This is a genomic window from Sphingomonas sp. MS122 (assembly GCF_049532975.1).
Lineage (GTDB): Bacteria > Pseudomonadota > Alphaproteobacteria > Sphingomonadales > Sphingomonadaceae > Sphingomonas.
Map to the genome: position 1 here is coordinate 262,548 of NZ_CP186695.1, position 24,388 is coordinate 286,935.

The 24,388-nt window shown below is 68.9% G+C and carries 21 protein-coding genes; 16 read left to right on the forward strand and 5 right to left on the reverse strand.

Features of this window, described 5'->3' with window-relative positions; genetic code table 11:
• Positions 1-7 precede the first annotated feature (7 nt).
• From ACO227_RS01240 to ACO227_RS01280, 9 genes are all read left to right on the forward strand, one after another.
• On the forward strand, positions 8-430 hold the full coding sequence (locus ACO227_RS01240) for a VOC family protein (RefSeq protein WP_423604627.1): 423 nt from the start codon (positions 8-10) through the stop codon (positions 428-430).
• A 163-nt stretch (positions 431-593) separates the two neighbouring features.
• Positions 594-1,556, forward strand: a complete 963-nt coding sequence (gene mdh, locus ACO227_RS01245) for a malate dehydrogenase (RefSeq protein WP_423604628.1) — start codon at positions 594-596, stop codon at positions 1,554-1,556.
• Entirely contained in the window at positions 1,556-2,125 is a 570-nt protein-coding gene (locus tag ACO227_RS01250) for a hypothetical protein (protein ID WP_423604630.1), read from the forward strand. Before mdh ends, ACO227_RS01250 begins: the two co-directional genes overlap by 1 nt.
• Positions 2,126-3,010 carry a succinate--CoA ligase subunit alpha gene (gene sucD, locus ACO227_RS01255; protein WP_423604631.1) on the forward strand — a complete coding sequence of 295 codons (885 nt, stop codon included), beginning with the start codon at positions 2,126-2,128 and terminating at the stop codon, positions 3,008-3,010.
• An 82-nt stretch (positions 3,011-3,092) separates the two neighbouring features.
• Entirely contained in the window at positions 3,093-6,059 is a 2,967-nt protein-coding gene (locus ACO227_RS01260; protein WP_423607419.1) for a 2-oxoglutarate dehydrogenase E1 component, read from the forward strand.
• Between the two features lie 26 nt (positions 6,060-6,085).
• Entirely contained in the window at positions 6,086-7,324 is a 1,239-nt protein-coding gene (odhB, locus tag ACO227_RS01265; protein ID WP_423604633.1) for a 2-oxoglutarate dehydrogenase complex dihydrolipoyllysine-residue succinyltransferase, read from the forward strand.
• Positions 7,325-7,367: 43 nt separating this feature from the next.
• On the forward strand, positions 7,368-8,762 hold the full coding sequence (gene lpdA / locus ACO227_RS01270; protein WP_423604635.1) for a dihydrolipoyl dehydrogenase: 1,395 nt from the start codon (positions 7,368-7,370) through the stop codon (positions 8,760-8,762).
• Positions 8,763-8,848: 86 nt separating this feature from the next.
• Positions 8,849-9,868, forward strand: coding sequence for a CAP domain-containing protein (locus tag ACO227_RS01275; protein ID WP_423604637.1), 1,020 nt, complete (start codon positions 8,849-8,851; stop codon positions 9,866-9,868).
• A 39-nt stretch (positions 9,869-9,907) separates the two neighbouring features.
• Complete coding sequence (locus tag ACO227_RS01280) at positions 9,908-10,552, forward strand: trimeric intracellular cation channel family protein (RefSeq protein ID WP_423604639.1); 645 nt, start codon at positions 9,908-9,910, stop codon at positions 10,550-10,552.
• A 3-nt stretch (positions 10,553-10,555) separates the two neighbouring features.
• On the opposite strand, the gene ACO227_RS01285 is transcribed toward ACO227_RS01280, so the two are convergent.
• The 3 genes from ACO227_RS01285 to sppA form a co-directional block, all read right to left on the reverse strand.
• The gene (locus tag ACO227_RS01285; protein ID WP_423604641.1) at positions 10,556-10,942 is read right to left on the reverse strand and encodes a hypothetical protein; all 387 of its coding nucleotides are present in this window, start codon (positions 10,940-10,942) and stop codon (positions 10,556-10,558) included.
• Between the two features lie 73 nt (positions 10,943-11,015).
• A complete protein-coding gene (locus ACO227_RS01290) occupies positions 11,016-11,573 on the reverse strand; it encodes a GNAT family N-acetyltransferase (protein ID WP_423604642.1) in 558 nt (185 codons plus the stop codon).
• A complete protein-coding gene (gene sppA, locus ACO227_RS01295; RefSeq protein ID WP_423604644.1) occupies positions 11,570-13,468 on the reverse strand; it encodes a signal peptide peptidase SppA in 1,899 nt (632 codons plus the stop codon). The genes ACO227_RS01290 and sppA overlap by 4 nt, the downstream gene beginning before the upstream one ends.
• A gap of 244 nt (positions 13,469-13,712) precedes the next feature.
• Here sppA and groES point away from each other — a divergent pair, with 244 nt between their 5' ends.
• From groES to ACO227_RS01320, 5 genes are all read left to right on the forward strand, one after another.
• Complete coding sequence (gene groES, locus ACO227_RS01300) at positions 13,713-14,000, forward strand: co-chaperone GroES (protein ID WP_265117258.1); 288 nt, start codon at positions 13,713-13,715, stop codon at positions 13,998-14,000.
• Positions 14,001-14,063: 63 nt separating this feature from the next.
• Positions 14,064-15,701, forward strand: a complete 1,638-nt coding sequence (gene groL, locus ACO227_RS01305) for a chaperonin GroEL (protein ID WP_423604646.1) — start codon at positions 14,064-14,066, stop codon at positions 15,699-15,701.
• Positions 15,702-15,999: 298 nt separating this feature from the next.
• On the forward strand, positions 16,000-17,136 hold the full coding sequence (locus tag ACO227_RS01310) for a GNAT family N-acetyltransferase (protein ID WP_423604648.1): 1,137 nt from the start codon (positions 16,000-16,002) through the stop codon (positions 17,134-17,136).
• Positions 17,133-18,023 carry a cupin-like domain-containing protein gene (locus tag ACO227_RS01315; protein WP_423604649.1) on the forward strand — a complete coding sequence of 297 codons (891 nt, stop codon included), beginning with the start codon at positions 17,133-17,135 and terminating at the stop codon, positions 18,021-18,023. The genes ACO227_RS01310 and ACO227_RS01315 overlap by 4 nt, the downstream gene beginning before the upstream one ends.
• A complete protein-coding gene (locus ACO227_RS01320) occupies positions 18,020-19,075 on the forward strand; it encodes a GNAT family N-acetyltransferase (RefSeq protein WP_423604651.1) in 1,056 nt (351 codons plus the stop codon). Before ACO227_RS01315 ends, ACO227_RS01320 begins: the two co-directional genes overlap by 4 nt.
• On the opposite strand, the gene ACO227_RS01325 is transcribed toward ACO227_RS01320, so the two are convergent.
• The gene (locus ACO227_RS01325) at positions 19,072-19,977 is read right to left on the reverse strand and encodes an alpha/beta fold hydrolase (RefSeq protein ID WP_423604652.1); all 906 of its coding nucleotides are present in this window, start codon (positions 19,975-19,977) and stop codon (positions 19,072-19,074) included. The two genes, ACO227_RS01320 and ACO227_RS01325, sit on opposite strands and share 4 nt — an antisense overlap.
• 125 nt (positions 19,978-20,102) lie before the next feature.
• On the opposite strand from ACO227_RS01325, the gene ACO227_RS01330 reads away from it, so the two are divergent.
• Positions 20,103-21,740, forward strand: a complete 1,638-nt coding sequence (locus ACO227_RS01330; protein WP_423604653.1) for a DUF6311 domain-containing protein — start codon at positions 20,103-20,105, stop codon at positions 21,738-21,740.
• A 39-nt stretch (positions 21,741-21,779) separates the two neighbouring features.
• On the opposite strand, the gene ACO227_RS01335 is transcribed toward ACO227_RS01330, so the two are convergent.
• Positions 21,780-22,772 (reverse strand): mannose-1-phosphate guanylyltransferase, encoded by a 993-nt coding sequence (locus ACO227_RS01335; protein WP_423607420.1) that lies wholly within the window; start codon positions 22,770-22,772, stop codon positions 21,780-21,782.
• 226 nt (positions 22,773-22,998) lie between these two features.
• Here ACO227_RS01335 and ACO227_RS01340 point away from each other — a divergent pair, with 226 nt between their 5' ends.
• The gene (locus tag ACO227_RS01340; RefSeq protein ID WP_423604655.1) at positions 22,999-24,387 is read left to right on the forward strand and encodes a TIGR03013 family XrtA/PEP-CTERM system glycosyltransferase; all 1,389 of its coding nucleotides are present in this window, start codon (positions 22,999-23,001) and stop codon (positions 24,385-24,387) included.
• Position 24,388 lies beyond the last annotated feature (1 nt).

A 24,388-nucleotide genomic window follows, 5' to 3' on the forward strand; every position in this document is an offset into this window, starting at 1 on the left:
GGACCAAATGGCAAGCTCCGCAACCACCCAAACCGCCGCCGCTCCGGCGATCGCCTATGACGGCGGCCTCACCTGTTCGATCGGGGTCACCAGCCTCGATCGGGCGATCCCCTGGTATACCGACATTCTCGGTATGCGGCTGCTCTATCGCCGTGACGACCTCGCCTGGTGCGAGCTCAAGAGCGACGTGGCGCGCGTCAATGTCGGCCTGTCGCAGGTCGAGCGCGCGGGCGGCCCGGGCGGCGCCACGCTCACCTTCGGCGTCGTCGACATCGACGCGGCCAAGGCCGCGCTCGACGCTGCGGGCGTGCGCCAGGACGGACCGATCCTCGACATTCCGGGCATGGTCCGGCTGCTCACCTTCTACGATCCGGATGGGAATACGCTGATGTTCTACCAGGACATGTCGGGCGACAGCGCTTCCGGCTAGGCCCGGCCAGTCCCTCTATTGCAACTAATTCGCAAATGCAAAGATTTCCTTGACATGCGGGGAATCGCCTGTTGCCCCGGCCGTCCAATCGGCCTAAGGCGCGGCCGTTCCCTGCGGCCAACCGTGAGTCCAGAGCCGCCCAACCACGTTTAGGGAGGTTCATTTGGCCCGCAAGAAGATCGCGCTCATCGGCGCCGGCAACATCGGCGGCACGCTCGCCCACCTCGCCGCGCTCAAGGGGCTCGGCGACATCGTCCTGTTCGACGTGGTCGAGGGCGTTCCCCAGGGCAAGGCGCTCGATCTCTCGCAGTGCGGCCCGGTCGAGGGCTTCGACGCGACCATCACCGGCTCGAACGATTATGCCGACATCGCGGGCGCCGACGTCATCATCGTCACCGCCGGCGTCGCCCGCAAGCCGGGCATGAGCCGCGATGATCTCCTCGGCATCAACTTGAAGGTCATGAAGGCCGTCGGCGAAGGTATCGCCGCCAACGCCCCCGACGCCTTCGTCATCTGCATCACCAACCCGCTCGACGCGATGGTGTGGGCGCTGCGCGAATTCTCGGGGCTTCCGCACCAGAAGGTCGTCGGCATGGCCGGCGTGCTCGACAGCGCGCGGTTCAGCCACTTCCTCGCCGACGAGTTCAAGGTCTCGGTCAAGGACGTCAATTCGTTCGTGCTCGGCGGCCATGGCGACACGATGGTGCCGGTGCTCGAATATTCGACCGTCAGCGGCATCCCCGTCACCGACCTGATCGAGATGGGCTTCTCGACGAAGGAGCGCATCGACGCGATCGTCCAGCGCACCCGCTCGGGCGGCGGCGAGATCGTCGGCCTGCTCAAGACCGGCTCGGCCTTCTACGCGCCCGCCACCTCCGCGATCGCGATGGCGGAGAGCTATCTCTACGACCAGAAGCGCGTCCTGCCCGCCGCGGCGCACCTGACCGGCCAGTACGGCGTCGACGATCTCTATGTCGGCGTGCCGATCATCATCGGCGCCGCGGGCGTCGAGAAGGTGATCGAGATCAAGCTCGGCGACGAGGCCAAGGCCAACCTCCAGGTCTCGGTCGACGCGGTCAAGGAACTGCTGGTCGCCTGCAAGGGCATCGACAGCTCGCTCGGCTGATGCCGGCGCTCGCCGCCTTGCTGCTGATCGGCACGGCGCAGGCTGCCCCCGCGCCGTCGCCGTTGTTCGACGCGTTCAAGGCGGCGTGCTTCGATGTCGACAAGTTCGACGGCGTGGGCGCCGCGGCGGCGGCCGCGGGCTGGGCCGAGGTCGCCGAGGCCGACGCCGATCCGCGCGTCACCGCGATCGTCGCCAAGGGCCGCGACGCGATGCGCAAGGCGGAGCCGCAGGCGAAACTCTCCGGCCAGATGTTCCGCCAGCGTTTCGACGGCCGCGAGGTGTGGCTCGCCACCAGCCGGATCCAGACCAGCAAGGGCGGCTGGGCCAATGGCTGCCGCGCCTATGATCTCGACGCCCCCGCCGCCCCCGCGCGCGACACGCTCGACGGCTGGGTCGGCACCGCCCCCACCAGCGTCCAGGCCAACGGCGCCGCGAGCAAGCGGCGCTGGGAGCCGTGGCAGCCGGGCGTCAGCCTCGAAATCACCTACGTGCCGCGCGGCCATCCGCTCGGCGCTTCCTATGGCATCCAGGGGCTGATCCTCGTCAGCCAATCAATCGGAGGGTTCTGAATGTCGATTCTGATCGACCGTAACACCAAGGTCATCACCCAGGGGATGACCGGCGACACCGGCACCTTCCATACCCAGCAGGCGCTGGCGTACGGCACGCAGATGGTCGGCGGCGTCACCCCGGGCAAGGGCGGCACCGAGCATATCGGCCTGCCCGTGTTCGACACCGTCGCCGAAGCGGTGAGCAAGACCGGCGCCGACGCCTCGGTCATCTACGTCCCGCCGCCCTTCGCCGCGGACTCGATCCTCGAGGCGATCGACGCCGAGGTGCCGCTGGTGGTGTGCATCACCGAGGGTATTCCGGTGCTCGACATGGTCAAGGTCAAGCGCGCGCTCTCGGGCTCGAAGACTCGCCTGATCGGCCCGAACTGCCCCGGGGTGCTGACCCCGAACCAGTGCAAGATCGGCATCATGCCGGGCAGCATCTTCTCCGAAGGTTCGGTGGGCGTTGTTTCGCGCTCGGGCACGCTTACCTATGAGGCTGTGTTCCAGACCACCAATGCGGGCCTTGGCCAGACCACCGCGGTCGGCATCGGCGGCGACCCCGTCAACGGCACCAACTTCATCGACGTGCTCGAGCTGTTCCTCGCCGACGACGCGACCAAGTCGATCATCATGATCGGCGAGATCGGCGGCTCGGCCGAAGAGGAAGCCGCGCAGTTCCTCAAGGACGAGGCCAAGCGCGGCCGCAAGAAGCCGATGGTCGGCTTCATCGCCGGCCGCACCGCGCCGCCGGGCCGCCGCATGGGCCATGCCGGCGCGATCGTCTCGGGCGGCCAGGGCGGCGCCGAGGACAAGATCGCGGCGATGGAGGAAGCGGGCATCCGCGTCTCGCCGAGCCCGAGCGAGCTCGGCTCGACGCTGGTCGAGGTGTTGAAGGGCTGAATGGCCGTCGCCCCAGCGAAAGCTGGGGCTCCCCGCGGCTTGAGACCCCAGCCTTCGCTGGGGTGACGAAGGAATGAAGATGATGGGCGCTGAGGGCCTGGATTTCGCGGACATCGCCGGGGGCGTGAGCCCGGCGTTCGTCGAGACGCTGTACGCCAAGTGGAAGGCGGACCCCGCCTCGGTCGAGGCCGGCTGGCGCGAGTGGTTCGACGGGCTCGAAGGCTCGGTCACCGGCCCGAGCTGGGAGCGTCCCAACTGGCCGCCGACCGAGACCGACGCGCTCACCGCGGCGCTCGATCCCACGCAGATGGAGCCCGCGCCCAAGCCGGCCAAGCCCGGCGCGCCCGCGCCGGCCGCCGCGGCGCCCGCCGCCTCGTCGGCCGACATCGCGCGCGCCGCGAACGACTCGATCCGCGCGATGCTGCTGATCCGCACCTATCGCGTGCGCGGCCATCTCGCGGCGAACCTCGATCCGCTCGGCCTGTCCAAGCAGGAGCTGCCTGCCGACCTCACCCCCGAATATCACGGCTTCACCGCCGCCGATCTCGACCGTCCGATCTATCTCGGCGGCACGATGGGGCTGGAGAAGGCGACGATCCGCGAACTCGTCGAGATCCTGCGCCGCAACTACTGCGGCAATGTCGGCCTCGAATATATGCACATCGCCGATGTCGAGGAGCGCCGCTTCCTGCAGGAGCGCATGGAGGGCAAGGACAAGGCGATCGAGTTCACGCCCGAGGGCAAGAAGGCGATCCTGGCCAAGGTCATCGAGGCCGAGCAATGGGAGAAGTTCCTGGGCCGCAAGTATGTCGGCACCAAGCGCTTCGGCCTCGACGGCGGCGAATCGATGATCCCGGCGATGGAAGCGATCATCAAGTACGGCGGCGCGCAGGGCGTGCGCGAGATCGTCTACGGCATGGCGCATCGCGGCCGCCTCAACATGCTCGGCACGGTGATGGCCAAGCCGTACAAGGTGATCTTCCACGAGTTCGCCGGCGGATCGGCCAACCCCGACGACATCGGCGGCTCGGGCGACGTCAAGTACCACCTCGGCACCAGCACCGACCGCGAGTTCGACGGCATCAACGTCCACATGTCGCTGGTCGCCAACCCCTCGCATCTCGAGGCGGTCGATCCGGTCGTGCTCGGCAAGGTCCGCGCGCAACAGACCAACCGCAACGACCTCGAGGAGCATGCGCAGGTCCTGCCCGTGCTGATCCATGGCGACGCCGCGTTCGCGGGCCAGGGCATCGTGTGGGAGTGCCTCGGCTTCTCGGGCATCCGCGGCTACAACACCGGCGGCTGCGTCCACTTCATCATCAACAACCAGATCGGCTTCACCACGAGCCCGCAATTCGCGCGCTCCTCGCCTTATCCCTCGGACGTCGCCAAGGGCGTCCAGGCGCCGATCTTCCACGTCAACGGCGACGATCCCGAGGCGGTGACCTTCGCCTGCAAGATGGCGATCGAGTTCCGCCAGACCTTCAAGCGCGACATCGTCATCGACATGTGGTGCTACCGCCGCTTCGGCCACAACGAAGGCGACGAGCCCTCGTTCACCCAGCCGCTGATGTACGCCAAGATCAAGGGCCATCCCGGCGTTGCCGAGGTCTATGCCAAGCGCCTCGAGAGCGAGGGCGTGATCGACGGCAGCTTCGTGCCGGCCAAGGTCGCCGAGTTCACCGCGCATCTCGAGTCCGAGTTCGAGGCCGGCGCGAGCTACAAGGCGAACAAGGCCGACTGGTTCGGCGGCCGCTGGCAGGGCCTCGGCGCCCCGGTCGATGCCGAGACCGCGCGCCGCAACGTCGAGACGGGCATCGACAAGAAGCTCTTCGACAGCCTCGGCCGAACCCTGACCACCATCCCCGACGGCCTCACCCCGCACAAGACGCTGACTCGCGTGCTCGAGGCCAAGGCGGCGATGTTCAAGTCGGGCGAGAATTTCGACTGGGCGACCGGCGAGGCGCTGGCGTTCGGCGCGTTGCTCTCGGAAGGCTATGGCGTGCGCCTGTCGGGCCAGGATTCGGGCCGCGGCACCTTCTCGCAGCGCCATGCCGTGTGGGTCGACCAGACCGACGAGCACAAATACGTGCCGCTGAGCGAGATCCCGCACGGTCGCTTCGAAGTGCTCGACAGCCCGCTGTCCGAATATGGCGTGCTCGGCTTCGAATATGGCTATGCGCTCGCCGACCCCAAGAGCCTGGTGCTGTGGGAGGCGCAGTTCGGCGACTTCGTCAACGGCGCGCAGATCATGATCGACCAGTTCATCGCCGCGGGCGAGGCCAAGTGGCTGCGCGCCAACGGCCTGGTGATGCTGCTCCCGCACGGTTACGAGGGCCAGGGCCCCGAGCACAGCTCGGCACGCCCCGAGCGCTTCCTCCAGCTCTGCGCGGGCGACAATATGCAGGTCGCGAACGTGACCACGCCGGCCAACTATTTCCATTTGCTGCGCCGGCAGATGCACCGCAACTTCCGCAAGCCGCTGATCATCATGACGCCCAAGTCGCTGCTGCGGCACAAGCTCGCGGTGTCGAAGACCGAGGATTTCCTCGGCGACACGCACTTCCGCCGCATCCTCTCCGACCCCTCGGCCCCGGCCGACAAGGACGTCAAGCGCGTCGTACTTTGTACCGGCAAGGTCGCCTACGACCTGATCGAGGCGCGCGACGCGGCGGGCGACAAGACCACCGCGATCATCCGCATCGAGCAGCTCTACCCCTTCCCCGGTGAGCCGCTGGTCAAGCGCCTCGAGCGCATGCCCAATGTCGAGGAAGTGGTGTGGGCGCAGGAGGAACCGAAGAACAACGGTTACTGGTTCTTCGTCGAACCCTATATCGAGGCGTGCATGGTCGAAGCCGGGATCAAGCCGCAGCGTCCGCGCTATGCCGGCCGCGCCGCGGCGGCGTCGCCCGCGACCGGCCTGATGAAGCGTCACCAGGCCGAGCAGGGCGCGCTCGTCGCCGACGCGCTCGGCCACAGCGTGCGCGAGGAAATCCGCCGCGCGCGCAAGACCGAAGACAAGAAGACCGCCGGCAAGGCCGGCGCCTGAGATTGATCGCCAGGAAGGACTGAACGATGGCCACCGAAATCCTCGTCCCCGTGCTGGGCGAATCGATCACCGAAGCGACGATCGGCGAATGGCTCAAGCAGCCGGGCGACCCCGTCGCCGCCGACGAGCCCGTCGCGAGCCTCGAGACCGACAAGGTCTCGGTCGAGGTCCCTGCGCCCGCCGCGGGCGTGATGGGCGCGCACGCCGCCAAGGTCGGCGACACGGTCAATGTCGGCGCGATGATCGGCACGATCGAGGCCGGCGGTGCCGCCGCGGCGCCCGCGCCCAAGGCCGAGGAGGCGCCCGCCGCTCCCGCGCCCGTTCCGCCGCCTGCCCCCGCTCCCACCCAGCCCGCGGGCGAGGTCGAGGCCGCCGCGCTCTCGCCCTCGGTCCGCCGCGCGATCCTCGAGCATGGCGTCGATCCCTCGACCGTGCAGGGCACCGGGAAGGACGGCCGCATCACCAAGGAGGACGTGGTCGCCGCCGCCTCTGCCAAGACCGAAGCGCCCGCGGCCGCGCCGGCCCCGGCCGCTGCGCCTGCCACCGCCGCCCCCGCCGCCGGCGGCCGCAAGGAAGAGCGCGTGCGCATGACGCGCCTGCGCCAGACCGTCGCCCGCCGCCTCAAGGACGCGCAGAACACCGCCGCCCTCCTCACCACCTTCAACGACGTCGACATGACCGCCGTCATGGAGGCGCGCGCCAAGTACAAGGATCTGTTCGAGAAGAAGCACGGCGTCCGCCTCGGCTTCATGGGCTTCTTCGTGAAGGCGGCGTGCCAGGCGCTCAAGGACATCCCAGCGGTCAACGCCCAGATCGACGGCGAGGAGATCGTCTATCACGATTATGCCGACATCTCGGTCGCCGTCTCCGCACCGCAGGGCCTGGTCGTCCCCGTGATCCGCGACGCCGACCAGATGAGCGTCGCGCAGATCGAGCGCACGATCGGCGACTTCGGCAAGCGCGCCAAGGACGGTACGCTCAAGATGGAGGAGATGAAGGGCGGCACCTTCACCATCTCCAACGGGGGTGTGTTCGGCTCGCTGATGTCGACCCCGATCATCAACCCGCCGCAGTCGGCGGTGCTCGGCCTTCACCGCATCGAGGACCGTCCGGTGGTCCGCGACGGCCAGGTCGTGGTGCGCCCGATGATGTATCTCGCGCTGAGCTACGACCACCGGCTGATCGACGGCCGCGAGGCGGTGACCTTCCTCGTCGCGCTCAAGAACGCGATCGAGGACCCGACCCGCCTGCTGATCGACCTGTAAGAACCGACCTCTCGTCCCCACATGCGGACGAACGGAGTAGAACATGGCTGAATACGACTTCGACGTCCTCGTGATCGGCTCGGGCCCCGGCGGCTATGTCGCGGCGATCCGCGCGGCGCAGCTCGGGCTCAAGACCGCGTGCGCCGAAGGGCGCGCGACGCTCGGCGGCACCTGCCTCAACGTCGGCTGCATCCCGTCCAAGGCGCTGCTCCACGCGTCGGAACTGTACGAGGAAGCCGCGGGCGGCGCGCTCGCCAAGCTCGGCGTCAAGCTCGGCAAGGTCGAGCTCGACCTCGAAGCCATGCACGCCCAGCGCCTCGACGCAGTCAAGGGCCTGACCGGCGGCATCGAGTTCCTGTTCAAGAAGAACAAGGTCGAGTGGCTCAAGGGCTATGCCGCCTTCACCGGCAAGGACAGCGTCAAGGTCGGCGACCGCGAGGTCCGCGCCAAGAACATCGTCATCGCCACCGGCTCCTCGGTCACCCCGCTCCCCGGCGTCGAGATCGACCAGAAGGTCGTCGTCGACTCGACCGGCGCGCTCGAGCTGGCCAAGGTCCCCGGGCATCTCGTCGTGATCGGCGGCGGCGTGATCGGGCTCGAGCTCGGCAGCGTGTGGCGCCGCGTCGGCGCCAAGGTCACCGTGGTCGAATATCTCGACCAGATCCTGCCCGGCTTCGACGCCGACGTCCGCAAGGAAGCCGCGCGCCTGTTCAAGAAGCAGGGCATGGAGTTCAAGACCGGCACCAAGGTCACGGGCGTCGCGGTCAAGGGCAACAAGGCCACCGTCACGATCGAGCCCGCCGCGGGCGGCGCCGCCGAGACGATCGAGGCCGACAACGTCCTCGTCTCGATCGGCCGCAAGCCCAACACCGACGGCCTCAACCTCGAAGCCGCCGGCCTCGCGACCAACCAGCGCGGCCAGATCGAGACCGACCACAGCTTTAGGACCGCTGTCCCGGGCATCTGGGCGATCGGCGACGTCATCCCCGGCCCGATGCTCGCGCACAAGGCCGAGGACGAGGGCATCGCGGTCGCCGAGAACATCGCCGGCCTCACGGGTATCGTAAACCACGACGTCATCCCGTCGGTGGTCTACACCATGCCCGAGATCGCGGGCGTCGGCCTCACCGAGGAGGCGGCCAAGGCCAAGGGCGAGATCAAGGTCGGCAAGTTCCCGATGGCCGGCAACAGCCGCGCCAAGACCAATCACGAGCCCGACGGCTTCGTGAAGGTCATCGCCGACGCCAAGACCGATCGCGTGCTCGGCGTCTGGATCATCACCAGCGTCGCCGGCACGATGATCGCCCAGGCCGCGCAGGCGATGGAGTTCGGCGCGACCAGCGAGGACATCGCCTATACCTGCCACGCCCATCCGACGCACAGCGAGGCGATCAAGGAAGCGGCGATGGCGGTGACGGGAAAACCCATTCACATCTGACGCTTGATCCCGGTCCGGGCGGCTCGGAAACGAGGTTAGCCGTGCGCTAACCGGGACCTTGCCCGGAACCGGGGCGTTCTGTGCGGATGATTCGCCCGCTTCCCCTACTGTCCGCCGTCGCCCTCGCCCTGTTCGTGGCGGCCTGTGGCGGCGGCGGGAGCAGCGGCGGCGGCGGCGTGGTCGTCACGCCGACGCCGACCCCCACGACCACCGCGACGCCGCCCCCGACGCCGACATCCTCCTCCTCCCCCTTGCCCACGACCTGGGCCGGGGTCTCGGGCTATTACGACGTCCAGCCCGACATCGGCGCGTGCCGCGCGGGCACGCTCAAGGCCGCGGTCAAGGCCGAGTTCCTCGCCAGGCTCAACGAGATCCGCGCGCGCCACAATCTGCCGGCGGTGGTCTATTCGAGCGACGAGGACGTCCAGCAGGCCGAATCCTCGCTGATGATGGCCGCCAATATCGCGCTCAGCCACACCCCGCCGACCAATTGGCGCTGCTACACCAGCGACGGCGCGACCGCGGCGGGGGCGAGCAACCTGATCGGCGGCTGGGGCACCGGGCTCGGCTTCGACAGCGAGGACGATCTGCTCGCCGGCTGGCTGCGCGAGGGCGGGACCGCCTCGCTCGGCCATCGCCGCTGGATCCTCCACCCCTTCCTGCGCAAGACCTCCTATGGCCGCGTCTCGGGGCTGCTGCCCGACGGCCGCCGCGCCACGACCGCGTCGATGCGCGTGTTCAACTTCGTGAGCGCGGGTCCGGCGCCCGCGGCCGTCCCGCCCTTCGTCGGTTTCCCGCAGGGCGACTATCCCTCGCGCTATTTCGCGCTGACCGACTATCTCTCCTTCTCGGTGATCCCGAGCAGCACCAACAACGGCGCCGACCGCCTGGTCGATTTCTCCGCCGCCACGGTCAGCGTGCGGGGCCCGTCGGGCGAGCTGCCGATCACCAACATCACCCGCGACAATGACGGCTACGGCATCGCCAACAACATCCAGTGGCGCGTCACCGGCCTCGCCGCCAACACCAGCTACACCGTGACGATCGCCGGCGTGCGCAGCGCCCCGCAGGCCACCTACACCTACAATTTCCGGATCGTCCCCTAACCGCTTCTTCACCGCCGCCCGCTCGGCTAGACGAAGGCGATGACCCCGCCCGCCCCCACGCTTGCCTTGACCCAGCTCGGCAACGTCCTGCCCTGGCTCGACCTGTTCGGCATCGCGGTGTTTGCTGCCACCGGCGCGCTGGCGGCGGCGGGACGCGGGCAGACGCTCGTCACCGCCGCCTTCTTCGCGCTGATCACCGGCGTCGGCGGCGGCACGATCCGCGACCTTTTGATCGGCGCGCCGGTATGGTGGACTCACCATCCCTATGTCGCCGCGCTGTGCCTCGGCGTCGCGCTGGTGATCTGGATCACGCCGCAGCGCTGGTGGCACGGCGCGGCGCTCGACTGGCTCGATGCGCTCGGCCTCGCCGCCTATGCCGTGTTCGGCGCCGCCAAGTCGCTGAGCTTCGGCATCCCGCCGGTCCCCGCCGCGCTGATGGGCGTGCTCACCGCCTGTTGCGGCGGCATCATCCGCGACGTCCTCGCGGGCGAGCCGTCGATCCTGATGCGGCCCGAGCTCTACGTCACCGCCGCCGCGCTCGCCTCGGGCCTGTACGTGCTGCTGACGCTTGCCGGCATGCCGCTGCTCGCCGCCGCGATCGCCGCCGCCGCGGCCGGCTTCGCGCTGCGCGCCGCCGCCTTCGTGTGGAAGATCAAGCTGCCCGCCTATCGCGGCAAGCGCTGAGCCTCAGGGTTCGACCAGCCAGGCGATCGCCTCGTCGCGACTGGCGAAGATGCCGATATCGGGCCGCACCTGCTGGATGCGCCTTGCCTGCATCCGCGCGGTCGCGGTCGTCACCACGAAGGCGACCTTGCGCGCCCAAAGCGAGCGCACCGCCGGATTGTCGAAGGTGCGCTGCATCAAGTCGATCGTCGCGGTCGGTACGCTCGGAACCGCGCTCGCGTCGTACAGCGTGAGATGCTGCCCGACCTCGTCGCCGAACGATCGGACCGCGGCGCGCAGCTCCTCCCCCACCCATGCCGCATCCTCCGGACTCAGCATCGCGCGAATCTCGAGCATCACCAGCTTGCGCGGGCGGTCGATCTCGATCCGGTGCGTCTGCGGCGCATGCATGGCGAGCCGCGCTGTATCGCAGCGCCCGCCTCAAGTCATTCTCAACGCCGCGTTAATCCGGAAAAAGCGCACGTCAGGCGCGCACCACGCCCACTTCGCTGAACGGCTTGGGCTCGACCGGCGGGGTCGTGCTGTCGTTGAGCTCGCACTGCCAGATGCCGATGTCGATCCAACGCCCTTCCTTGAACCCGATCTCGCGCAGCTGGCCGGCGCGACGGAAGCCGACCTGCTCGTGCGTGCGGATCGAATTGTCGTTGGGCAGCGAGATCACGCTGATCGCCTGGGTGAAGCCCTGCGCGCGCAGCGTGTCGATCAGCGCCTCGTACAGCAGCCGCCCGATCCCCTGCCCCTGCACCGCGCCGGCAACATAGACCGAGGTCTCGACGACATAGCGATAGGCCGAACGCTCGCGGAAGCGCGTGGCATAGGCATAGCCGAGCACGCCGCGGCCCTCGCCATTGGTCGCGACGATCCACGGATAGAGGCCGTCGGACGATTCCATGCGGCCGCGCATCTGCCGCGCATCGGGCGGGTCGAACTCGAAGCTTACCGTGCCGGTCAGCACATAGGGCGCATAGATCGCGGCGATCGCGGCGGCGTCGGCGGGCTCGGCGGCGCGGAGCTGGATCACAGGCCGATCCTCGCGAGCACGAGGTCGATCAGCCGGGCATCCGCGCGCACGTTCGTCGCCGCCGGGCCGAACGCCCCGCATTCGAGGCAGCGCGCCTGCATCGACGAGCCCATCGCCAGCCGCCGCGCATCGCCCAGCGCCTGGCCGAACACCGCGCGTCGCTCCGCCGCGATCCGGGCATAGATGTCGCCCCCGCTCTCGGGCGCCGCTTCCTCGTCCTCGTCCTCGCCGCTGCCCGCGGCAAAGCCCGCGACCAGCTGCTCGAACCAGCTCGGCTCCTTTTCGAGATACACCGCATGGACCTTGGCCGGATCGAGCTTGGCGCGCTTGGCCGCTTCCGCGACTGCGTCGGAGAGGTTGCCGAACCGGTCGACCAGCCCGAGCTGGCGCGCGGTGCCGCCGTCCCAGACGCGGCCCTGGCCGATCTCGTCCACGCGCTGCGGCGTCATCCTGCGCGACTGCGAGACCAGCCCGATGAAGCGGCGATAGCCCTGCTCGATCCCCGACTGCAGCACCCGGTCCACCGTCTCGTTGGTGCCGGCATAGACGTCGGGCTGGCCGGTCAGCGGGGTGGTCTTCACCCCGTCGCTGGTCACGCCGATCTTGGCGAGCGTGTTCTCGAAGGTCGGGATGATGCCGAAGATGCCGATCGATCCGGTGATCGTGTTGGGCTCGGCGAAGATCACGTCGCCCGGGGTCGACACCCAATAGCCGCCGCTCGCCGCGAGGCTGCCCATCGACACCACCACCGGCAGCCCCTGGCCCTTGGCCTGCAGGATCGCCTGGCGGATGCGCTCCGAGGCCAGCGCCGACCCGCCCGGCGAGTCGACGCGCACCACCAGCGCCTTCAGCTTCTTCTCCGCCAGTCCCTTGAGCAGCAACGCCGACACGGTGTCCCCGCCCGCGGTGCCCGGGCCCGCCTTGCCGTCGACGATCTCGCCCGCGATGGTGATCACGCCGATCGCGTCGCCGGTCTTCGGCGCCGGATTGGCCTCGAGCCAGTTGGCGAGCTTGATCGCCTTGAAATTGCCCGCCGGCTTGCCCGCATCCGCGCCCGCGACCTCGGCGACGCGCTTGCCGAACGCCAGCCGGTCGCCGCGCTTGTCGACCAGGCCCATGCGCTCGTTGGCGAGCGCGATGTCGCCGTTCGCCGCCGCGACCACCACGTCGGGCTGCGCGATCGTCTCGCGGATCCGCGCCTTGGGCCGCGCCTTGGCCACCGCTTCCTGCCACTGGCCGAAGATCGCGCCGTACAGCGCCTCATTGGCCTCGCGCGCCTCGGGCGACTGGCCGGTGAGGATGAAGGGCTCGACCGCCGACTTGAACTTGCCGACCTTGTAGACGTGCGTGGTGACGCCGAGCTTGTCGATCAGCCCCTTGTAATAGAGCCGCGATCCGCCCGGGCCGGTGAACAGCGTGCCGCCCAGCGGATTGACCCAGATCTCGCTCGCGTTCGCGGCGAGCAGATAGCCGCTGTCGGTATAGCCGGTGGCATAGGCCAGCACCGGCTTGCCCGCCGCGCGCACCCGCGCCACGGCCTGGCCGACTTCGGCGACCGCGGCCGGATAGCCGCCCATGAACCGGTCGAGATCGAGCACCACCGCCTTGACGCGGCTGTCGCCCTTGGCGGCGTCGAGCGCGCGGACGAGGTCGCGCATCCGGTATTCCTTGATCGACTCCCCGCCGCCGAACGCCGCGAACGGATCCGCCTGCGAGGGCTGCTCGACGATCATCCCGTCGATGTTGAGCACCAGCGCCCCGTCGCGCACCGCCGCCGGGTTGGGGCGTGCCGAGAGCACCGCGAACAGCGCGATGAAGAAGAGCAGCATGAACAGCAGCACCAGCGCATCCTTGATGCCAACCAGCAGCTTCCATGCGCCGCGAACCAGTTTCACTTGCTTGTGCTCCTCGGATTGCCCCGCGTCCCTTGACGCACAGGCAGGGCCTGGGAGCAACCCCTAACCGCCCTGTGTTACCAAAGCAACACAGGGCGGCAGTTGCGGCCTGGTTGGCCATCAAATCTTTCGTTCCGTCCGTCGCGGACCCGTTGACGACGCCCGATGCGCCATCCATATGCGCGGCGCTGGCACTCACATCATGGGAGTGCCAACAACTTCAACCCGTGTTCAGGAGAGCTCCATGAACTTTCGTCCGCTGCACGACCGCGTGCTCGTTCGCCGCGTCGAGGCCGAGGCCAAGACCGCCGGCGGCATCATCATCCCCGACACCGCCCAGGAAAAGCCGCAGGAAGGCGAAGTCGTCGCCGCCGGCTCGGGCGCCAAGGCCGAGGATGGCAAGGTGACCCCGCTCGACGTCAAGGCGGGCGACCGCATCCTGTTCGGCAAGTGGTCGGGCACCGAGGTCAAGGTCAACGGCGAGGACCTGCTGATCATGAAGGAAAGCGACATCCTCGGGATCATCGGCTGAGCGCCTGACGACCCGTCGATAGTGTCAATCCAGAGTCAACTTCCAATCTGAAAGGGCAGTCACATGGCAGCCAAGGACGTCAAATTCTCGCGCGACGCGCGCGAGCGCATTCTCAAGGGCGTGGACATCCTCGCCGACGCGGTGAAGGTCACGCTGGGGCCGAAGGGCCGCAACGTCGTGATCGACAAGAGCTTCGGCGCGCCGCGCATCACCAAGGACGGCGTCACCGTCGCCAAGGAGATCGAGCTCAAGGACAAGTTCGAGAACATGGGCGCGCAGATGGTGCGCGAAGTGGCCTCGAAGACCAACGACATCGCCGGTGACGGCACCACCACCGCGACCGTGCTCGCCCAGGCGATCGTGCGCGAGGGCATGAAGTCGGTCGCCGCCGGCATGAACCCGATGGACCTCAAGCGCGGCATCGACCTCGCGGTCCAGAAGGTCGTCGACGACGTCAAGGCGCGTTCGAAGGCCGTTTCGGGCTCGAACGAGATCGCCCAGGTCGGCATCATCTCGGCCAATGGCGACCGCGAAGTCGGCGAGAAGATCGCCGAGGCGATGGAGAAGGTCGGCAAGGAAGGCGTGATCACCGTCGAGGAGGCGAAGGGTCTCGAGTTCGAGCTCGACGTCGTCGAGGGCATGCAGTTCGACCGCGGCTACCTCTCGCCCTACTTCATCACCAACCCCGAGAAGATGGCCGTCGAGCTGGCCGATCCGTACATCCTGATCCACGAGAAGAAGCTGTCGTCGCTCCAGGCGATGCTGCCGATCCTCGAGGCCGTGGTGCAGTCGGGCCGTCCGCTCCTGATCATCGCCGAGGACATCGAGGGCGAGGCGCTGGCCACGCTCGTCGTCAACAAGCTGCGCGGCGGCCTCAAGGTCGCGGCCGTCAAGGCGCCGGGCTTCGGCGATCGCCGCAAGGCGATGCTCGAGGACATCGCCGTCCTGACCAAGGGCGAGGTGATCAGCGAGGACCTCGGCATCAAGCTCGAGAGCGTCACGCTCGGCATGCTCGGCACCGCCAAGCGCGTCACGATCGACAAGGACAACACCACCATCGTCGATGGCGCGGGCGAGCATGACGCGATCAAGGCGCGCACCGAGCAGATCCGCCAGCAGATCGAGCAGACCACCAGCGACTATGACCGCGAGAAGCTCCAGGAGCGCCTCGCCAAGCTCGCCGGCGGCGTTGCCGTGATCAAGGTCGGCGGCGCCACCGAGGTCGAGGTGAAGGAGCGCAAGGACCGCGTCGACGACGCGCTGCACGCGACCCGCGCCGCGGTCGAGGAAGGCATCGTCCCCGGCGGCGGCACCGCGCTGCTGTACGGCACGCGTGCGCTCGAGGGCCTGACCGGCGGCAATGACGACCAGACCCGCGGCATCGACATCGTCCGCCGCGCGCTGACCGCGCTGGTCCGCCAGATCGCGGCCAACGCCGGCCATGACGGCGCCGTGGTCTCGGGCAAGCTGCTCGACCAGCAGGACACCTCGTTCGGCTTCAACGCCGCGACCGACACCTATGAGAATCTGGTGTCGGCGGGCGTGATCGACCCGACCAAGGTGGTCCGCACCGCCCTCCAGAACGCGGCCTCGGTCGCCGGCCTGCTCATCACGACGGAAGCCACCGTCGCCGAGCTGCCGGAAGACAAGCCCGCGATGCCGGCGATGCCCGGCGGCGGCATGGGCGGCATGGACTTCTGACCTAGAGGTGCCTGAGTTAGCGGACGCTAACTCAGGACTCCTCAGGTCCGGACGGCGGACGGCCGGAATCCGGCCGATCCGACCGACGCGCGGCTTTGCCCGCGCGGTCCACCGAACCAAACAGCAAAGGGCCGGCGGAGCGATCCGCCGGCCCTTTCTGCGCCTGGTATCCTGGCCGCTTCCCGAAATTTAACGCTTCGCCGCTACTTGCCCGATGACTGGTGTGGGAGCGGTCATGAACGCGGCGGTAGCCATCGACACAAGCGCAGCGCAGGCGATTCCGACGCCGTGTCCCGCCGTGCCCGTCGAATTCCTGCCTCTCGGCCCGGTCCCGTCCGCCTTCGCCGCCGAATGGGACGATCTCGCCGCAGACGCATCCGAACCGAACGTATTCGCCGAGCGCTGGTTCGTCGCCGCCGGCGCCGCGCATCTCCACCCCGGTCCGGACGGCCGTCTGCTCGCGGTCCGCGACGCGGGCCAGTTGATCGGCCTGCTCCCGCTCGCCGCCGAGCCGCGCTACGGCCGCCTGCCGCTCCGCCATGTCGAGAACTGGCTCCATTATCACTGCTTCCTCGGCGGTCCCCTGCTCCGCCGCGGCCATGAGCAGGCCGCCTGGACCGCGATTCTCGCCGCGCTCGACGCCGACCCGTGGTCGACCAGCCTGCTCCACCTCACCGGCCTGGTCGAGAACGGCCCCGTCCACCGCGCCTTGCTCGTTGCCGCAGCAGCGCAATCTGGCCGCCCGTGCGACACCGTCCACCGCATCGAGCGCGCGCTGCTCGAAAGCGACCTCTCGCCCCAGGCCTATTACGAAGCCACCGTCCGCAAGAAGAAGCGCAAGGAGATCAAGCGCCTCCAGTCGCGCCTCGCCGAGCTGGGCACGGTCACCACTACCCGCCTCGCCAGCCGCGACGACCTCCCCGCCTGGATCGACACCTATCTCGCGCTGGAGAAGTCCGGCTGGAAGGGCCGCAGCGGCTCCGCGCTCGCCTGCCAGCCGCACACCGCCGCCTTCTTCCGCGACGCGGTCACCGCCGCGTTCGATGCCGGCAAGCTCGAGCTGCTGCGTCTCGACCTCGACGACCGCCCGCTGGCGATGCTCGTCAATTTCCTCGCCCCCCCCGGCTCCTTCTCGTTCAAGACCGCGTTCGACGAGGAATTCGCGCGCTTCTCCCCCGGCGTCCTCATCCAGCTCGAGAACCTCAACATCCTCACCCGCCCCGACATCGCCTGGATGGACAGCTGCGCCAGCGCCGACCATCCGATGATCGACAGCCTGTGGGGCGAACGCCGCGGAATCGTCCGCGTCACCCTGCCGCTCGCCGGCTGGCGCAGCCGCGCCCTGTTCCACGCCGCCCGCGCCGCCGAGCGCGCCGCCGCCGCACTGCGCGCCCGCCGCGAGCGCGCATTCGCGCCTCCGGAGACCGAAGAATGAACGCCCCCGCCTCCCGCCTCGTCCCCGGTACCGTGTTCGACACCGGCGCGCGCGAGCGCTTCGCCACCCTCTATCCCGAGCAGCCGGGCAAGATCGCGCACGGCCTCACCGGCCACCCGCTGTTCGAACTGGAATCGCTGGTCGAGTTGTCGCAGCGCATCCGCCCGGTCGATGTCGAACAGAACCTCGCCGACCTCCCGATCGAGGTCGATCCCTCGACCGTCCAGCACAACGGCCTGTCGGTCGCCGACTCGATCCGCTCGATCGAGGCGAACGGCTCGTGGATGGTGCTCAAGTTCGTCGAGCAGGACGCGATCTACCGCCAGCTGCTCGACGAGGTCCTCGACGAGCTCGAACCGGTCGTCACCGCCCGCACCGGCGCGATGCTCAAGCGCGAGGCGTTCATCTTCGTCTCCTCGCCCAATGCCGTCACGCCCTTCCACATGGACCCCGAGCACAACATCCTGCTCCAGCTGCGCGGCACCAAGACGATGACGCTCTTCCCCGCCGGCGATCCCGAGCTGACCCCGGGCGCGCTGCAAGAGGAGTTCCACCGCGGCGCGCACCGCAACCTGCCCTTCCGCGACGCGTTCGCGTCCAAGGGCCAGCCGGTCGAGCTCACGCCGGGCGAGGGCCTCTACGTCCCGGTGAAGGCGCCGCACTGGGTGCAGAATGGCCCGGCCACCTCGGTCTCGCTGTCGGTGACCTGGCGCTCCGAATGGAGCTATCGCGAGTCCGACGCGCACGCCTTGAACCGGCTGCTGCGCAAGGCCGGCCTCAATCCGGCGATGCCTGCGCGCCATCCCGGTCAGAACCTCTTCAAGGCCTATGCCTGGCGCGCCCTCGCCAGGGCGAAGCGCCTGACCGGCAACGCCGGGCCGGAATGAGCGCCGCGCTGCCTTTGGCCGCCGCCAACGCGACCGACGTGCGAATCCTCGATTCGCTCGACGATCTTGCGCGCGACGCGGCCGGGGCGATCGACCGCGCGGCGCAGCCCGGCTTCTACGACCGGCACGGCTGGCTCGCGCTCACTCACGCGCACATCTACCCCGGCGAGCCGCTCGCCATCGCTTCGGCGCGGCATGACGGCGACGCGATGTGGCTGCCGCTGCGCGATTGCAGCGCGGGCCACGGCCGGGCGCTCGCCAGCTGGTACACGCTCGCCTTCGCGCCTTTGTTCACACCGGGCACGGACGCCGAGACTCGCGCCCGCCTGCTCGCCGAGACCGCGCGCCATCTCCGCCGCCGCCTCGACACGCTCAGCCTGTGGCCGCTCGAGGCCGAGGTCGCCGCCGAGCTCCAGCACGCCTTCCGCGCGCAGGGCTGGCTCGCCGTCCAGCATGTCGAGGCCGCCAACTGGGTCGCCGACACCGCGGGGCTCGATTTCGAGACCTATTGGGCAGGCCGCCCGTCCAAGCTGCGCAACACGGTGCGCCGCCGCACCAAGAATTCGCCCTTCACCACCGAAGTGCTCGACCGGTTCGACGATGCCGCGTGGGACGCGTACGAAGCGATCTACGCGCAGAGCTGGAAGCCCGACGAAGGCGCCCCCGCCTTCCTCCGTGCTGCCGCCGCGGCTGAGGGCGAAGCCGGCACGCTGCGCCTCGGCATCGCCCGGCGCGACGGTGTGCCGGTCGCCGCGCAATTCTGGACGGTCGAGAACGGCACCGCGACGATCCACAAGCTCGCCTATCTCGAAAGCGAGCGCGAGCATTCACCCGGCACCCTGCTCTCGGTCGCGATGTTCCGCCACGTGCTCGACCGGGACCGCCCGGCGGTGATCGACTATGGCAATGGCGACGAGCCCTACAAGGCCGAGTGGATGGACCGCCGCCGCGAGCGCTTCCGCCTGCGCCTCTACAATCTGCGCAGCATCGGCGGCCTGTCGCGCGGCGCGGCAAAGGCGGCGCGTGCCGCGCTGCGGCGGATCGCGGGCTAGAGCTTCTCGGCCGAGCTGCCCTCCGGCCCCGGCCCCATCACATTGAGGACGAATTCGCGCATCAGCGCGGCGCATTCCTGGGGGTGAGTCTCGAGCATCTCATGCCCGCTGTCGAAGACATGCATCTCCAGCCGCTCGAGCTCGCGATGATAGGCGAGGATCTCCTCGATCTCGTAATAGACGTCGTGCCGTCCCCACAGCAGCAGCGCGGGCGGCTGGTGCTCGCGGTGATAGGCCGAGATCTCGGGGAAGCGCGCGACATAGTCGCCATAGCTCTCGAAGATGCGGAACTGGATGTCGACGCCGCCGGGGCGGCTCATCCGGGCCCAGTCGAGATGCCAGCTCTCCGGCGCGAACAGGGGTTTCAAGCGCTCGGGGATGCCGCCGACATATTCGTTGCGCATGCCCTCGAAGTTGAGCCAGTCCTGCAGCTTGGCGCGGTTCTCGGGCGTCGGGTCGGCCCAATAGGCCTTGTTGGGCTCCCACTGCGCGCCGAGCCCCTCCTCGTGGCAGTTGCCGTTTTGGATGATCAGCCCGAGCACGCGCTCGGGCCGCGCCAGCGCGAGATGATAGGCGACCGGCGCGCCGAAGTCGTAGACATAGAGGAAGCACCGATCGATCCCGAGCGCGCGCGTCAGCGCGTCGATCGACGCCGCCATGTTGGCGAAGCTGTAGCCGTAATCATCGGGCACCTGGGTGAAGCCGAAGCCGGGCATGTCGGGCGCGACCACCCGCGCCACCTCGGCCAGGGGCCCGATCACGTTGCGGAAGCTGTAGGAGGAGCTCGGAAAGCCGTGGATCAGCAGCACCGCGGGCGCGTCCTCCCGCCCCGCCTCGCGGTAGAACAAGGTCAGGCCGTCGATATCGATCGTGCGATGCTTGGCCTTGTGCACGTCGAGCATAGGCTTCTCCTCTCGCGCGAAGAACGCGCGGGGCCGGGGCGGTGGTTCCGGGATCGCGCTCGCGGGTTGCAAAGTCGCGGCGGGTTTGCTTGCGTCCCGGGCGAACAGGGGGACGGGTCATTCGCTTGCTGAACTTGGGGCGCCGTGACGATATCGGACCAGCCGCAGACCGGCCATGGGCGGACCTGGCCGTGCTCGCCGCTCTGGCGCTCGCGCTGTTCGGCGCATTCTTCCATTGGCAGATCCTCGACATCGGCAATGTCGCCTGGCTGCTGCGCGGCAGCGACAATGGCGAGAATGCGCTGGGCCTCCACGCCTGGCTGCACGATCCCGCGCCCGGCTTCCTGCACACACATCTGCTCAACGCGCCCGAGGGCGTCGGCCTGCTCTTCACCGACAGCAACCCGCTACTCTCGGCGCTCGCCTTCCCCTTGCGCGGGCTGCTGCCCGCCGACGCGCAGCTGATCGGCTGGTGGCTGCTCGTCTGCCTGTTCCTCCAGCTGTTCTTCGCCTGGCTGCTGCTGCGCCGTCACGCGCCCAATGCGCTCGCCTTGTGGTGCGGCGTGCTGCTGCTCGCGGCGTTGCCGACCCTGTTCAACCGCATCGTCCATGTGAACCTGATGGCGCATTGGCTGATCCTGTGGTCGCTGTGGCGCTTCACCGATCCCGCGCGCGCCGGGTCGAACCGGGGCTGGGCGGTGCTGATCGCGGTCACCGCCTTCATCCACTCCTATCTGCTCGTCATGGTCGGCGCGATCTGGGCGAGCGCGATGCTCGAGCGGCTGTGGCGCGACCGCAGGGGCGCACAGCGCATCCTCGTCGAATGCGCCGCGATCCTCGCCATGGTCGGCGGAATCGCGTGGAGCCTCGGCGTGTTCGAGCCGCACTGGCCCTCGGGCAATTACGGCGCCTTCGCGATGCCGCTCGACGCGCTGTGGAACCCGGGGGTCGAGACCTTCTCGACCTTCCTCCCCGCGATCGAGCAGCGTCCGGGCCGCGGGTTCGAGGGGTTCCAGTATCTCGGGCTCGGCCTGCTGATCCTGCTGCCGCTCGCCGCGGTGCTCGCGCGCCGGCTGCCACGCCCCGCGGATTCGCCCGACAGCCTCGCGCGGCTCAAATGGCTGATCCCCGCGCTGGTCGTGCTCACCCTGCTCGCGATCAGCACCTATCCCGATTTCGCGGGACAACGGCTGCCCCGGTTCCACCTGCCCCAAGGCCTCGCCATCGCGCTCGACGCGGTGCGTGCCTCGGGCCGGCTGTTCTGGCCGGTCGCCTATGTGCTGGTGTTCGCCGGCATCCGCATCCTCTACCGGCTCGAGCCGCGCCGCGCCGGTCTCGCCATCGCCGCGCTCGCCGCGGTGCAGGCGGCCGACCTCGCGCCGATGGCGGTGTCGATCCGCGCCCAAAGCGCCGAGGCGCGCGGCGCGCCGCTCTATGTCCGTACCGCCTCGCCCGAATGGGACCGGCTCGTCGCGCAGGCGAAGGACATCGCCTTCGTCCCCGGCGACGTGACCAAGGGTCTCGGGGTCTTCCAGGAGGTCGCGTGGCGCGCGGCACGGGCGCAAGTCCCGGTTCGCGCCGTCTATGCCGCGCGCCCCTCGCTCGCCAGCAATGCGCGGCAGGACGCGGAGACCAGCGCGTTCCGCCGGGGGGAGGTGGTACCTGGCCGGCTCTACATCCTGATCGACGGCGAGCCGATCCCGCCCCCGCTGCTCGCCCGCGCCCGCCCGCTCGACGGGGTCACGATCGTGTTCGAGCCCTGATTGCGGCACCGCCTCCGCATGAGCGGAGCAGAAAGCCAGCTACTTCTTCATCGCCTCGATGATGCGCTTGACGTCCTGGCTGCGCCCGCGCGGCAGGATCAGCACGTCGTCGCCGTCGACGACCACGATGAGATCGGAGACCCCGACCAGCGCCACCCGCTTGCCCGCGCCGGCGCGCACCAGGCAGTCGGCGGTGTCGATCGCGATCACCTCGCCGCGGCAGGCGTTGCCCGCCTCGTCGCAGTCGCTGATCGCGTGCAGCGCGTCCCAGCTGCCGAGGTCGGACCAGCCCATGCTCACCGGCACCACCGCGACGCGCTCGGCCTTCTCCATCACCGCATAGTCGATCGAATCGGACGGCGATCGCGCGAACTCGGCCGCGTCGGGCAGGATGCGCACCCCCTCGCGCACCGCCCGGGCCATCGCCGCCCGCGCCGCCGCCAGTATCTCGGGCGCGAACGCGTCGAGCGCCTCCAGATAGGCATCGGCCCGGAGCAGGAAGATGCCGCCGTTCCAGGCATGATCCCCCGCCGCGATCATCGCTTCGGCCACCTCGCGCCGGGGCTTCTCGACGAAGCGCCGAACCTGGTGGATTCCGGCGCCGATCGATTCGCCGACCTGGATATAGCCATAGCCGGTCTCGGGCGCGTCGGGGGTGATGCCGAACGTCACCAGCCACCCCGCCTCCACTGCCGGCATCGCGGCATGGATCGCGGCGTGGAAGGCGCCGACATCGCCGATCACATGGTCCGACGGCATCACCAGCAGCGGACCGCCGCCCTCGCCCGCGGCGAGCGCCGCCAGCGCGATCGCCGGGGCCGTGTTGCGCCCCATCGGCTCTAGGATCAGCGCCTGCGCCCGCGCCTCGATCGCGCCGAGCTGCTCCTCGACCATGTCGGCGTGGAGCGCGTTGGCGACGATGATCGGCGCGGCGAACCGCTCGCCCGTCGGCGTGCGTCGCGCGGTGAGCTGGAGCATCGTCTCCTCGGCGGTCAGCGCCAGCATCTGCTTGGGCCGTTCGGGCCGCGACATCGGCCACAACCGGGTCCCCGAACCGCCGGAAAGGATCACGGGGACGATCGGCTTGTGGTCGGTCATGCGAGTCCTCCTGACGGCGCGCTCTAGCTGCGCCTGTGCATCCCGCCAAACACTTATCGCGGCACGGATTTCCCCGCGTTCAGCATTTCTTCGTCAATTTCGCCGACACGGGCGCACGGTGTCGGATTTGTTTACACTCGCCGTGTAGGAATTGGCCGTCATGATCCGCCTGTTCAAACACTATATCCCCAATGCGGTGCTGCTGCTGGCGCTGTTCGACGTCGCGCTGCTGCTCGCCGCGGCCGAATTCGGCTGGATCTATCGCGCGCACCAGATCGGGATGAAGGTGGAGCCTATCCACACGCGCATCCTCCAGATGACGAGCTTCGCCGTCAGCCTCGAGATCGCGATGATGGCGGTGGGCGTCTATGGTGCGGATTCGCTCCAGTCGATCCGCGTCGCCGCCGCGCGGCTGCTCGTCGCGGTGTCGCTCGGCACGATCTTCCTGTCGGTGATCTTCTTCCTCGTCCCCGCGCTCACCTTCTGGCGCTCGAACCTGCTCTACGCGATGCTCGCGGCGCTGGTGCTGCTGTTCGTCCTGCGCCTGCTGCTCGGCAAGACCCTGGGCAGCCAGGTGTTCAAGCGCCGCGTCGTCGTGCTCGGCGCCGGCGCGCGCGCCGAACGGCTCAAGGCGCTGTCCAAGAAGCCCGGCGCCGGCTTCGTCGTCGTCGGCTATGTCGCGATGAGCGAGCCCAACCGCACTATCCCCGAAGCGATCGCGCGCGACGCGATCTACAACCTCGCCGACCACGTCGTGCTCTTGAACGCCAGCGAGGTCGTGCTGGCGCTCGAGGAGCGCCGCAACGCGCTCCCGCTCAAGGACCTGCTGCGGATCAAGACCACCGGCGTGCACGTCAACGAGATCTCGACCTTCCTCGAGCGCGAGACCGGCCGCGTCGACCTCCAGTCGGTCAACCCGAGCTGGCTGATCTTCTCCGACGGCTTCTCCTCGGGCCGGATGCTGTCGAGCATGTTCAAGCGCCTGTTCGACATCGTCGCCAGCGTGATCCTGCTCGCGCTCACGCTCCCGCTGATCCTGCTCGGCGCGCTCGCGGTGAAGCTCGAGAGCAAGGGGCCCGCCTTCTACCGCCAGCGCCGCGTCGGCCTCTACGGCCAGGGCTTCGACATCATCAAGCTGCGCTCGATGCGCCAGGACGCCGAGGTCGCGGGCAAGGCCGTCTGGGCCGAGAAGGACGATCCCCGCATCACCCGCGTCGGCCGCTTCATCCGCAAGGTGCGCATCGACGAGCTGCCGCAATGCTGGAGCGTGCTCAAGGGCGAGATGAGCTTCGTCGGCCCGCGCCCGGAGCGCCCCCAGTTCGTCGAGGATCTCGAGCAGCAGATCCCCTATTATGCCGAGCGCCACATGGTGAAGCCCGGCATCACCGGCTGGGCGCAGATCAACTATCCCTATGGCGCCTCGATCGAGGACAGCCGCCACAAGCTCGAATACGACCTTTATTACGCGAAGAACTATTCGCCCTTTCTCGACGTGCTGATCCTTCTCCAGACGCTCCGGGTCGTCCTGTTCCCGGACGGCGCGCGCTGAG